Here is an 11,184-nt window from a genome sequence, read left to right on the forward strand (position 1 = left end):
GGCCTGGGGCATCGACGAGCCGCCGGAGCTGGCGCGCACCTATCTGCGCCACGAGGCCGGCAACGCGTATGACGCGGCGCGCGTCGATGCGTTCCTGACCAAGGGACCGGAGGCGGTCGACTTCTTCACCAGCAAGACGGCGCTGAAATTCGACATGCCGCTGACCTTCCCGGACTATCACGCGGAGGCGCCGGGCGGCACGCAGGGCGGCCGCTCGATGGTGACGCGGCCGTTCGACGGTCGCGAACTGGGCGATCACATCAAGGATCTCGGCCAGCCCCTGCCCGAGCTCACCGTGTTCGGCATGATGCTCGGCTCCGGCAAGGAGATCATCCATTTCATGCGCGCGACGAAGTCGCTGACTTCGGCGTTCTACGTCGCCAAGCGGCTGTCGAAGCACGCGATGGACGTGCTGCGCCATGGCCGCGGCATGACGCTGACGAACGGCAATGCGCTGGCCGGGCGGCTCGCGAAGTCGGCGTTCGACCTCGGCATTCCCCTATGGCTGTCGTCGCCGGTGGCCGAGCTGATCCGCGACGGCGACGCCGTGCGCGGTGCGGTCGTGACGCGGCAGGGCAAGCGCGTCAGGGTCAATGCACGGCTCGGCGTGGTGCTCGCCTGCGGCGGCTTTCCGCATGACGTCGAACGTCGCAAGGCCATGTTTCCGCATGCACCGAGCGGCCAGGAGCATTTCTCGCCGGGTCCCGTCGGCAACACCGGCGATGGGCTGCGGCTGGCCGAGGCGGTCGGCGGCCGCGTCGAGGACGGCCTGCCGCATGCGGCGGCGTGGGTGCCGGTGTCCGTCACGACGCGCAAGGACGGCAGCAAGGGCGTGATGCCGCACTTCATCGACCGCGCCAAGCCGGGCGTGATCGCGGTGACCGCCGACGGCGTGCGCTTCGCCAACGAGGGCAATTCCTACCACGACTTCGTGCAGGCGATGGTCAAGGCGGCCAAGCCCGGCCGTGAGATCGCGGCGTTCCTGATCACCGACCACCGCAGCTTGCGCCGCTACGGCCTCGGCTGCGTGCCGCCGTTCCCGATGCCGCTCGGGCATCATCTGAGGTCAGGCTATCTCAAGCGCGGCGCGACGCTGGCCGAACTCGCACGCGTGACCGGCATCGATGCGATGTCGCTGGAAGCGACCGTCGCGGCGTTCAACGCCGATGCCGCGCTGGGGCAGGATCCCACGTTCGGCAAGGGCTCGCGCGCCTACAACCGCTACCAGGGCGATGCGCTGCATGGGCCGAACCCGTGCGTCGCGCCGATCAAGGATGGGCCGTTCTATGCCATCAAGATGGTGATCGGTGATCTCGGCACCTATGCCGGCATCCGCACCGATGAGAACGCCCGCGCGCTCGATGCGCAGGGCCAGCCGATCGAGGGGCTGTATGCCGCCGGCAACGACATGGCGAGCATCATGGGCGGCAACTATCCCGGCGCCGGCATCACGCTGGGACCGGCGCTGACCTTCGGCTACATTGCCGGACGGCATCTCGCCGAACGCGCAAAACAGCGGAGCGCCGCATGAGCGACCACCACATGCTGGCCGGAAAGCTCGCGCTGGTCACCGGCGCGGCGCATGGCAATGGCCGCGCGATTGCGCTGGGGCTTGCCGAGCGCGGGGCCGACGTCGTCATTACCGACATCGACCTGGAGGGCGCCGAGCGTTGCGTGGCCGAGATCCGCAATCACGGCCGCAAGGCCTGGGCGTATCGGCTGGATGTCACCGACGCCGCCGGCTGCAAGGCGCTGGCGGCGCAGCTGCGCGCCGAGATCGGCGCGATCGCGATCCTCGTCAACAACGCCGGCATCATCATCCGTGAGAATATCGACTCACCACGCGCCGAGGAGAACTGGCAGCGCGTGCTCGACGTCAATCTCAACGGCGTGTTCAATGTCACCTATGGGTTTCTCGCCGCGCTGCGCGAGACCCGCGGCACGATCGTCAACATCGCCTCGGTCGCCTCGTTCATCGGCATCAGCAACACGCTCGGCTATTCGCCGTCCAAGGGCGGCGTGAAGTCGCTGACCCAGGCGCTGGCGCGCGAGCTCGCCGCCGACGGCATCCGCGTCAACGCCATCGCGCCCGGCGTGATCGCGACGGCGATGACGGAGTCGACGCGCAACGATCCGCAGCGGCTGGCCGGCTTCATGAGCCGCACGCCGCTCGGCCGCGTCGGCCAGCCGGAAGAGCTGGCGGGGCCCGTGGCGTTCCTGGTCTCCGACATGGCCTCCTACGTCAACGGCGTGACCTTGCCGGTCGACGGCGGCTTCCTCGCGGTGTAGGCAGCGGCCGGACCGGGAGCACCACAGCATGGGCAGAGAGAGCCGCGGCATCCAGTCGATCGAGGTCGGCGGCGCGCTGCTGCAGGCGCTGGCGCGCAGCGGCGAGCCGATGATGCTGCGCGACCTCGCGCGCGAGGCCGGGCTGCCGCCGGCCAAGGCGCATCCCTATCTCGTCAGCTTCTCGCGCATCGGCCTGATCGAGCAGGACGAGGCCACCGGCCGCTACGAGATCGGCCCGCTCGCGCTCGAGCTCGGCCTGATCAGCCTGCGGCGGCTGTCGGCGGTGCGGATCGCGACGCCGAAGATCGCGGCGCTCGCCAGCGCGATCGACCACGCCGTGTCGCTCGCGGTGTGGGGCACCAATGGTCCCACCGTGGTGCGGCTGGAGGAGCCGAGCCATGCGGTGCACATCGTGATGCGCGTCGGCTCGATCATGGCGCTGCTGGAGACCGCGACCGGCCGCGCCTTTGCGGCGTTCCTGCCGCCGAAGACGGTGAAGGCGGCGCTGGAGTCCGGCCTCGACCATCTCGGCGTCGGCTACAATCCGAAGCGCGCGCCGAAGAGTCCGAAGGTGGCGGAGATGCTGGCCGAGGTGCGGGCGCAGGGCCTCGCCCGCGCGGTCGGCGATCCCCTGCCCGGCGTCAATGCCTTCGCCGCGCCGGTGTTCGATCACGCCGGCCACGTCGCGCTGGTGATCACCGCGATGGGGCCGGCCGGCAGCTTCGATGCCGGCTGGCAGTCGCCGCTCGCCAACCGGCTGCGCGCCTGCGCGGCCGAGATCTCCAAGCAGCTCGGCCACGGCACCGTGCAGCCGTAGGTTTCGCACCGCGACCGAGCGGCCAGATCATCGTTCCATATGCAGGATAGCGTGCGCGCTCATGGGGTCGATGAGAGTGCCGGCTTGAACTTGTATCCGCCGATCGAGACCAATCAGTACGAGAGCGAGATCTTCGGATGCCTGAGGCAGCCTCTCGAAACTGATTTCAGACGTGTTCCGTGGCTCATCCCATTCCGGTTCTCAGGAAGCTGGAGCATACTGATGTTCGACAAAAGTCACCACGATGTCCTCGTCCGGCTGTCGTCGCGGCCCGCGACGCTTGAAAGCGACAGAACCAAGTGGCGCCAGGAACTGGAAACAATCGCAATATTCTGCGGGATTGGATTGCTTGTCACGCTGATCGCCGCGCTCTGCGGCGCAGCGATCCCGGTTGACGCGTTCTTCTGACGATCGAACTCACAGCGGCGCCGCACGGACCGTGCTCGACGATCGCGGATTTCAGTCGCAGGGCTGGATTCACGCCGCCGCCGAGCGCTGCTCCGGCCACGGCTCGGCCCAGGCCGGCAGCCGCATCAGGCCGTCGAGCCAGCGCACGATGCTGGGAAACGTCTCCAGCGGCATCTCCGCCTCGCGCCAGTCGGTGGCCATCGAGGCCGCGGCAAAGTCGGCGATGGTGAGCCGGTCGCAGGCGATGTGGCTGTGCGCACGCAGATGGGTGTCGAGCACGGCGGCGAAGGTCTTGAGCGGCGCGACCTTGTCGACGAGCACCGCCCGGTTCGGCGCGCCGAGGCCGAAATTCTTGCGCACGATGTGCTCGAAGTAGAACGGCGCGACGGCGGGGTTCCAATGGCTGTCGGTCCAGGCCAGCCAGCGCAGCACCTCGATCTGCTCCTGCGGATGGCGCGACGGCCACATGTCGCAGCTCTCGCGGACGCAGAGATGCGCCATGATCGCGGTGGACTCCCACAGCACGGTCTCGCCGTCCACCAGCACCGGCGCCTTCATGTTGGGATTGAGCGCGGCGAAGTCCGGCGTCTTCAGCCCGCAGGTGATGTCGATGAACTCGGCGGGAACGCCGAGATGCTTAACCAGCGCCAGCACGCGGCGCGGGGCCTGGGCCTTGATCCAGTAGATCTTCATGACGGGGTCTCCATGGCTGATGCCTTGAAGACGAACGCATGAGGGGCAAATCGACAGGGGGCGGCGAAAAACTTCGTGATGATGACGCACGCCCTCTCGCCGAGGTCATTCCGGGGCGCCCGCAGGGCGAGCCCGGAATGACGAGCGGAGAGATCCTGCCGCTCACGGGCGATGCACCAGTGCTGCGGAACATCGCGAGGTGCCTCCCCGGCGCCTCCCGTCACATCGCCCGCACCGCGGCCTTGGCCGTGAGGATGCAGCCCGGCAGGAACGTGCCCTCCAGCGAGCGCTTGCCTGAGGCGCCGCCGCCGCCGAAGCCGGCGGCTTCGCCGACGGCGTAGAGGCCGCTGATCGGGCTGCCCGTCGCATCGAGCACGCGGCTCTGCAGGTCGGTCTTCAGGCCGCCGAGGCTCTTGCGGGTGATGAGCTGCATGTGGATGGCGATGAACGGCCCTGCTCCGCGCATCTGCAGCGGCGCCGGCTTGCAGGTGCGGAGCTTGTCGGGGCCCCATTGCCGCGCGTGCAGGATGCGGCGGATCTGATCATCGTTGTGGAGCTTGTCGCCGTTCGTGAAGTTGGCGTCGAAGGCGTCGGCGGTGGCCTGCAGCACCGCTGGCTTCACGTCATCAGTCCCGGTCAGCGCATTCATCTTCGCCGCAAGACCAGCGAGCGTCTCATCGACCAGAAAGTGCCGGCTCTCGCGCTGCATCTGCCGGACCAGGCGGTGGTTGCCGAGCAGCGTCTCCTTCAGGAACATCGGCATCTGCCGGTCGCGGATGCGCTGATTGTGCTCGGCGCCCGAGATCGCGAACTCCTTGGCGGCGATGCGCCAGTTCAACAGGTGCCACGTATACGGCTTCTCCTGCGCCGCGACGCGCTGGCACAGGTCATGGGTATCGAAGCCGGTGACCAGCGGCTGCGGGCCGATGCGCTCGCCGCGATGGTCGAGCCACAGCGCCGACTTGCACGGCACCAGCGACAGGCCGTGACCGTCGAAATGCGGGAACGGATGTGGAAATCCGGCGGCGTAGTTCCACATCTCGCCGGCATGGGTGATCTGGGCGCCGACGGTCTCGGCCGCATGATGATGCAGCCTGCCGTCGGCGAAGGGATGCGCACCGTTGAGCATCGATGCCGGCAGCGGCCGTCCCTTCACCCAGTTGGCGCGCGCTTCGTCATGGCTGCCATTGATGCCGCCCATCGCCAGCACCGTCAGCGGCGCGGAGATGCGGATCTCGGCGCCGCTCTCCTCGTTGACGGCCACCACGCCCGACACGGCGCCGCCGGCCCGATCGAGGCCGACGACGCGATGCCGATGCAGCACCGTCAGCTTGCCGCCGCGGTCGGCCGCGCGCATCGCGTCGATCATCACGCGCGTCAGCCGCTGCGAGGTGCCCCAGACGATGTGATAGCGCGGCAGCGCGTTGCCGTCGCCCACGAGGCCGCGCTCGACCCAGTTCACCGCAGGCATGAAGGTCACGCCATGCGACGACAGCCAATCGTAGACCTCGCTGCGCGAGTGCTCGACGTAACAGCGCGCCCATTGCAGCGGCCAGTGCTCGCTTGCATCGAGCTCGCCGAACCTGATCCAGTCACGCAGCGCGATCTCCGGCGTATCCGGGATCCTCATCCGCGCCTGCAACGGCGTGCCGACCAGCGCCATGCCGCCGAACGCCCACAGCGCCAAGCCGCCGAAGCGCTCCGGCGTGTCGCGGTCGATGATCACGGCCGACTTGCCGGTGCGCAGCGCCTCGAGCGCGGTGACGATGCCGGCGAGACCTCCGCCGGCGACGACGACATCCGCCTGCAGGATCCCGCTCATGTCACGGCGCGATCTTGCGCTTGAGCATCCGCGCCATCGGCATCGGCATGCGGTCGAGCGAGCCGAGCAGATGCGGCAGCAGCTTCAGCTTCAGCCCGGTGAGCGCCGGCGGCACCATCACCTCGATCAGATGCGGCCCCGGCCGTTCCAGCGCGCCCTTCAGCGCGCAGGTGAATTCGTCCGGCGTGGTGACGCGGGTCGCGCGCACGCCCATGCCGTCGGCGATCTGCGCGAATTTCAGCACCGGCCCATGCAGGTCGAGCTGCGACCGCGCCTTCGGCCCGATCTTCTCGGCGCCGACCCGCTCCAGCTCGACATTGAGCACCGAGTAGGACGCGTTGTTGAAGATCACGGTGGTCACGTTGAGCCGCTCGCGCGCGATCGTCCACAGCGACTGGATGGTGTACATCGAGCTGCCGTCGCCGATCAGCGCGATGACCGGCCGGTCCGGACAGGCAATCGCCGCGCCGATCGCGTTCGGCAGCCCCTGCCCGATGGCGCCACCGGTCAGGGTGATCAGATCGTGCCGCGGCGCGCCGGCGGTGAACTTCGGCAGCATCAGGCCGGAGCTGATCGCCTCGTCGATGATGATGGCGTTGTCGGGCAGCAGATGGCCGATGGCCTTGCAGACCTTTTCGGCGGTGAGCTTGTTGCCGCGCGGCCGTCCCGGCCGCGACGGGACCGACAGCACCGGCGCGGCCTGTTCGGCGCCGAGCGCCTTGACCAGCCTGGCGAGACTCCCCGCGGCATCCTGCTCCGGCGTCGACAGCGTCAGCACCTTGCAGCCATCGTGGGGAAGATAGCTCTTCTTGCCGGGATAGGCGAAGAACGACACGGGCGCCTTGGCATCGACCAGGATGAGCGTGTCGATCTCCTTCAGCTGGAGCTGCGCCATCTCGGCGAGATAGGCGATGCGCTCGACAACAGGCAGACCCGCGCCGCGCTCCATCCGGGTCGGAAACGTCTCGGCAAAGACCTTGACGCCGCAATGCGCGGCGATGCGCGCCGCCGCGAGCAGCGCCTCCTCCTGCAGCGCCGTTCCGCCCAGCAGGATGGCGCTGCGGCCGCCGGCCTTGATGGCCTCTGCAACCGCCTGCACGGCGGCATCGTCGGCCGGCGGCGGCGGCTCGATCACCGGGGCGGGCTCGGGCACGCCGCCCTCGCCCCAGGACACGTCGGCCGGCAGGATCAGGGTCGCCACCTGGCCGGGCCAGGAGCATGCCGCCTTCACGGCGGCGACCGCATCGCGGCAGAGCTCGGAGGTCACCTGCGACGTCCAGACGAAGCCCGGCGAGACGTTGCGCGCCACCGTCTCGATGTCCGACTGCAGTTGGGCGTCGTACTTGACGTGATGGGTGGCATGGTCGCCGACGATGTTGACGACGGGCACCTTGCCCTTGCGGGCATTATGGAGGTTGGCGAGACCGTTGCCGAGCCCGCAGCCGAGATGCAGCAGCGTGGCGGCCGGCGAGCCGGTCATGCGCGCGTAGCCGTCCGCGGCCCCGGTCGCGACGCCCTCGAACAGGCACAGCACGGCGCGCATCTCGGGCGCGGAGTCCAGCGCGGCGACGAAGTGCATCTCGGAGGTGCCGGGATTGGTGAAGCAGACCCGCACACCGGAATCGACCAGGGTGCGGACCAGCGCTTGTGCGCCATTGGGCATGAAGAAAGCCTCTTGTGGCGGGGTACCGACGCCTGGCGCGACAAGACCCGCCTGTTCGGCATTTCCCCTGATTTGTTTCGGCTATTCTGGGATTGACGGTCTCAGAAATCCAATGAATTGTTGTGCTCTGATCAATGAGCTAGGATCATCAATGCACACGCCCACGTTGCGTCAGTTGCAGCAGCTGGTCTACCTGGCGGAAGAGCGGCATTTCGCCCGGGCCGCCAAGCGCGCCCACGTCACCCAGTCGGCGCTGAGCCGCAGCCTGCAGACGCTGGAGGACGCCGCGGGAATGCAGCTGTTCGACCGCAGCTCGCGCTCGGTGGAGATCACCGCGGTCGGCGAGCGGCTGGTGGCGCGCGCCCGCTCTCTCTTGTCGGGCGCCGACGATCTCGGCCGCGAGATGCGGCTGTTGCGCTCGGGGGATGTCGGCGAGGTGACGGTGGGCGTCGGCGCGTTCACCGGCCTGGTGTTGCTGCCGGATGCCATGGCGCGGCTCTATGCGGAGCATCCGTCCGTGCGCATCAAGGTGGTGCAGGACAATTGGCGCGCCCTGATGGACGTGCTGCAGCAGGGCAAGCTGGATTTCTTCCTGGCGCACATCACCGACATCAGGGCCGACGACAGCCTGGACCTCGAGCCGCTCGGAAGTCTTCCCGGCTACTTCTACTGCCGGCCGACGCATCCGCTGGCGGGTCGACGGGAGCTGTCGGCGCGCGATCTGGCCGGCCAGCACTTCGCCTCCGTCGCGCTGCCGCCGGAATTCAGCAGGCGGCTGGACGACCTGATCGCCGCGCCAAAGGGGCGCGGCTTCGATGTCGCCCTCGAATCCGAGAATGCGGGCCTGCTGGTGGAGATGGCCGTCCGCTCGGACGTCGTCCTCGTCGCCGGAGATGCGGTCGTCACCCACGAGCTGGCCTCCGGTCAGCTGGTCCGGCTCAATGTGGCCGAGCTGAGGGAGCCGCGTGCGTCGGACCTGCTGCTGGCGCAGTTCGGCATCTTGCGCCTGAAGGGCCGCACCTTGTCGCCGGCCGCGATGATGCTGATGGACATGGTGCGCGCACAAGCCGCGCGAATACTGACGGGACCGCGACGGCCGCCGGCTCCCCGCGCCGTGCGCAACGCGCATCGATCCCGGCCGAACGCACGAAAGAAACCGACCGCGCCGCGACGCGTCAGGTCGCGTGATCACACCAGGGGTAAAGCCTGAGGCGGCTCGCCGCGTGCCGCGCCATCAAGGACCGGCCGCGCTGCGCGACATCTCCTGCAGCACCCGCATCGCCTGCCCTGCCTGCGCGTCCGGTACGAACAGGTGATCGTGATGAAAGGCCGAGACCGCGTTCACGCTGATCCCGGCGGCCGCCAGCGCCGTCGTGACCGCAGCGAGGAAGCCGACCGCGTCGAGCGCGGAATGCACCGAGAGCGTGATCAGGCGCGAGGCGAACCGATAGGCCAGCCCTGCCCGCTCGGCGTCGTCGCGCCGGAGAATGAGGGTGTCGCCCTCGCGCTCGCGGAACCGCATCAGCGGCGACAGCATCGCGGCCATCCTGTCACCGGGGTCGAGCGTGCAGAACACGAAGACGCCGTCCTGCAGCTCGGGCGACATCGCGCGCAGCAGCGTATCGAGGTCACGCTCGCCGGTCATGGGACCTCGTCACGACCGGGTCAGGCGCGCGCGATCATGCGGCGCGGTGAAGTCCTGCTGCGGCCCGACCGGAACGATGCCGGTCGGATTGATGGTGCGGTGGCTCTCGTAATAGTGCCGCTTGATGTGCTCGAGATTCACCGTTGCGGTGATGCCGGGCCATTGATAGAGATCGCGCGTATAGGCCGCAAGATGCGGATAATCGGCGATGCGGCGGATGTTGCATTTGAAGTGGCCGACATAGACGGCGTCGAACCGGATCAGCGTCGTGAACAGCCGGATGTCGGCCTCTGTCATGGTGTCGCCGAGCAGGAAGCGGCGCGTCGCCAGCCGTTCCTCCAGCCAGTCGAGCGTGGCGAACAGCGGCGCGATGGCCTCCTCGTAGGCGGCTTGCGTGGTGGCGAAGCCGCATTTGTAGACGCCGTTGTTAAGCGTGTCGTAGACGCGGGCATTGATCGCGTCGATCTCGCCGCGCAGCGCCTGCGGATAGTAGTCACCGGGCGCGGCGCCGATGCCGTCGAAGGCCGAGTTGAGCATCCGGATGATTTCGGAGGATTCGTTGTTGACGATGGTCCGCTGCGCCTTGTCCCACAGCACCGGCACGGTGACGCGGCCGGAGTAATGCGGATCGGCGGCGGTATAGACCTGGTGCAGGACCTCGGCGTGATTGATGTCATCGGCCACGACGCCGGGACCGTCGGCGAACGTCCAGCCCTGCTCGCGCATCAGCCAGTGCACGACGGACACCGAGATCATTCCCTCGAGTCGTTTCAGCGCGCGCATGATCAGGGTGCGGTGCGCCCAGGGACAGGCAAGGCTGACATAGAGATGATAGCGGCCGGGCTCCGCCTTGAAGCCGCCGCTGCTGGTCGGGCCCGGCGCCCCGTCCGCGGTGACGAAGCTGCGGAACGCCGAATCCTTGCGCACGAAACGGCCACCGGAGGCCGCCGTGTCGTACCAGACGTCATGCCACTGGCCGTCGACGAGCAATCCCATGTTGGTTTGTCCTCCGGCTTAAGCCCGCGCCAGCCGCGCCCTTGCCCGCGCCACCGCGTTGATGAACGCCTCGCGCGCGTCGGAATGGCCCTGCCCGCGCGGCTCGAGCACGTGGCGCAGCAGGAACAGGCCGGTCAGGCGGAAGCCATCGGCGAGATCCTGGTCGGACCAGCCGTGCTCCTCCTCGCTCTCGCGGAGGAATTGCGGCAGCGGCAGCAGCCGGTCGGCCCAGGGCGCACCGGCGCTGCGCGAGACGGCGCCGCCGGATTTCGGCGAGACGTAGATCAGGTCGGTGGTCTCGCCCGTCGCCGCACAGGACTCCAGATCGAGGCCGAAACCGAGCTCAGCCAGGATCGCAAGCTCGAAGCGGACGATGTGCACGGCGGCGCCGCCGGCATCGGCGAAGTCGTCGAGCGCCTGTTCGAGCCGCAGATACATGTCCTCGTGCGGATCACGCTCGGGCAGCAGCCGCGCCAGCGCCGCCAGATGGGTCACGCCATAGGCGCCGTGCGGGGCGGACATCAGTTCGGCGGCGCGCAAGGTCAGGCCATCGATCGCGTACATGCCGAGATGCTCGTCGAGCCGGGCGCGCCAGATCGCGCGCACCGTGTTGCCCGGCTGCAGGACCGGCCGCATCCGCTTGCCGCTGGCGCCGCGCACGAGACCGAGATGACGGCCATGCTCGCGCGTCAGCAGCTCCAGCACGGCGGAGGATTCGCCGTGACGCCGGATGCCGAGCACGATGCCGTCGTCGGTCCATTCCATGAAGCGAGCGGTCTCCACAATCGCGGGCTCGGAGCCGATCAGCAGCCACCGAACCGTAGGGTGGGCAAAGCGCAGCGTGCCCACCG

General features: G+C 68.5%; 11 protein-coding genes. 5 read left to right on the plus strand and 6 right to left on the minus strand.

Translation table 11 applies throughout. The features are described from left to right. From BRAS3809_RS33170 to BRAS3809_RS33185, 4 genes are all read left to right on the plus strand, one after another. Positions 1-1,531, plus strand: a 1,531-nt coding sequence (locus tag BRAS3809_RS33170; protein ID WP_035660254.1) for an FAD-binding protein, incomplete at its 5' end; no start/stop codon positions are given. Continuing rightward, positions 1,528-2,289: an SDR family NAD(P)-dependent oxidoreductase gene (locus BRAS3809_RS33175; protein ID WP_008966388.1), complete on the plus strand. Its 762-nt coding sequence runs from the start codon at positions 1,528-1,530 to the stop codon at positions 2,287-2,289. The genes BRAS3809_RS33170 and BRAS3809_RS33175, both read left to right, overlap by 4 nt. A 28-nt stretch (positions 2,290-2,317) precedes the next feature. Beyond that, complete coding sequence (locus tag BRAS3809_RS33180) at positions 2,318-3,106, plus strand: IclR family transcriptional regulator (RefSeq protein ID WP_008966389.1); 789 nt, start codon at positions 2,318-2,320, stop codon at positions 3,104-3,106. Positions 3,107-3,328: 222 nt separating this feature from the next. After that, entirely contained in the window at positions 3,329-3,514 is a 186-nt protein-coding gene (locus tag BRAS3809_RS33185) for a hypothetical protein (RefSeq protein ID WP_008966390.1), read from the plus strand. 69 nt (positions 3,515-3,583) lie between these two features. Here the strand turns inward: BRAS3809_RS33185 and BRAS3809_RS33190 are convergent, their stop codons facing one another. The 3 genes from BRAS3809_RS33190 to BRAS3809_RS33200 all read right to left on the minus strand — a co-directional run bounded on the left by BRAS3809_RS33190 (position 3,584) and on the right by BRAS3809_RS33200 (position 7,692). Then, positions 3,584-4,207: a glutathione S-transferase family protein gene (locus BRAS3809_RS33190; protein ID WP_008966391.1), complete on the minus strand. Its 624-nt coding sequence runs from the start codon at positions 4,205-4,207 to the stop codon at positions 3,584-3,586. A 220-nt stretch (positions 4,208-4,427) separates the two neighbouring features. Beyond that, the gene (locus BRAS3809_RS33195; RefSeq protein ID WP_008966392.1) at positions 4,428-6,029 is read right to left on the minus strand and encodes an FAD-binding protein; all 1,602 of its coding nucleotides are present in this window, start codon (positions 6,027-6,029) and stop codon (positions 4,428-4,430) included. A gap of 1 nt (position 6,030) precedes the next feature. Next, positions 6,031-7,692 (minus strand): acetolactate synthase large subunit, encoded by a 1,662-nt coding sequence (locus BRAS3809_RS33200; RefSeq protein ID WP_008966393.1) that lies wholly within the window; start codon positions 7,690-7,692, stop codon positions 6,031-6,033. A 151-nt stretch (positions 7,693-7,843) separates the two neighbouring features. Here BRAS3809_RS33200 and BRAS3809_RS33205 point away from each other — a divergent pair, with 151 nt between their 5' ends. Then, positions 7,844-8,902 carry a LysR family transcriptional regulator gene (locus BRAS3809_RS33205; RefSeq protein ID WP_008966394.1) on the plus strand — a complete coding sequence of 353 codons (1,059 nt, stop codon included), beginning with the start codon at positions 7,844-7,846 and terminating at the stop codon, positions 8,900-8,902. A gap of 24 nt (positions 8,903-8,926) precedes the next feature. On the opposite strand, the gene BRAS3809_RS33210 is transcribed toward BRAS3809_RS33205, so the two are convergent. The 3 genes from BRAS3809_RS33210 to recO are packed head-to-tail and all read right to left on the minus strand — an operon-like array spanning position 8,927 to position 11,098. Beyond that, positions 8,927-9,337: an ACT domain-containing protein gene (locus tag BRAS3809_RS33210; RefSeq protein WP_008966395.1), complete on the minus strand. Its 411-nt coding sequence runs from the start codon at positions 9,335-9,337 to the stop codon at positions 8,927-8,929. Between the two features lie 9 nt (positions 9,338-9,346). After that, positions 9,347-10,333, minus strand: coding sequence for a glutathione S-transferase family protein (locus BRAS3809_RS33215; RefSeq protein WP_008966396.1), 987 nt, complete (start codon positions 10,331-10,333; stop codon positions 9,347-9,349). 18 nt (positions 10,334-10,351) lie between these two features. Further along, entirely contained in the window at positions 10,352-11,098 is a 747-nt protein-coding gene (recO, locus tag BRAS3809_RS33220; protein ID WP_008966397.1) for a DNA repair protein RecO, read from the minus strand. Positions 11,099-11,184 lie beyond the last annotated feature (86 nt).

It is taken from the genome of Bradyrhizobium sp. STM 3809 (assembly GCF_000239795.1).
Classification (GTDB): Bacteria; Pseudomonadota; Alphaproteobacteria; order Rhizobiales; family Xanthobacteraceae; genus Bradyrhizobium.

Coding starts and splice junctions, on each gene's coding strand:
- BRAS3809_RS33175 (WP_008966388.1), top strand. CDS start 1,528: ATGAGCGACCACCACATGCTGGCCGGAAAGCTCGCGCTGGTCACCGGC.
- BRAS3809_RS33180 (WP_008966389.1), top strand. CDS start 2,318: ATGGGCAGAGAGAGCCGCGGCATCCAGTCGATCGAGGTCGGCGGCGCG.
- BRAS3809_RS33185 (WP_008966390.1), top strand. CDS start 3,329: ATGTTCGACAAAAGTCACCACGATGTCCTCGTCCGGCTGTCGTCGCGG.
- BRAS3809_RS33190 (WP_008966391.1), bottom strand. CDS start 4,207: ATGAAGATCTACTGGATCAAGGCCCAGGCCCCGCGCCGCGTGCTGGCG.
- BRAS3809_RS33195 (WP_008966392.1), bottom strand. CDS start 6,029: ATGAGCGGGATCCTGCAGGCGGATGTCGTCGTCGCCGGCGGAGGTCTC.
- BRAS3809_RS33200 (WP_008966393.1), bottom strand. CDS start 7,692: ATGCCCAATGGCGCACAAGCGCTGGTCCGCACCCTGGTCGATTCCGGT.
- BRAS3809_RS33205 (WP_008966394.1), top strand. CDS start 7,844: ATGCACACGCCCACGTTGCGTCAGTTGCAGCAGCTGGTCTACCTGGCG.
- BRAS3809_RS33210 (WP_008966395.1), bottom strand. CDS start 9,337: ATGACCGGCGAGCGTGACCTCGATACGCTGCTGCGCGCGATGTCGCCC.
- BRAS3809_RS33215 (WP_008966396.1), bottom strand. CDS start 10,333: ATGGGATTGCTCGTCGACGGCCAGTGGCATGACGTCTGGTACGACACG.
- recO (WP_008966397.1), bottom strand. CDS start 11,098: ATGGAATGGACCGACGACGGCATCGTGCTCGGCATCCGGCGTCACGGC.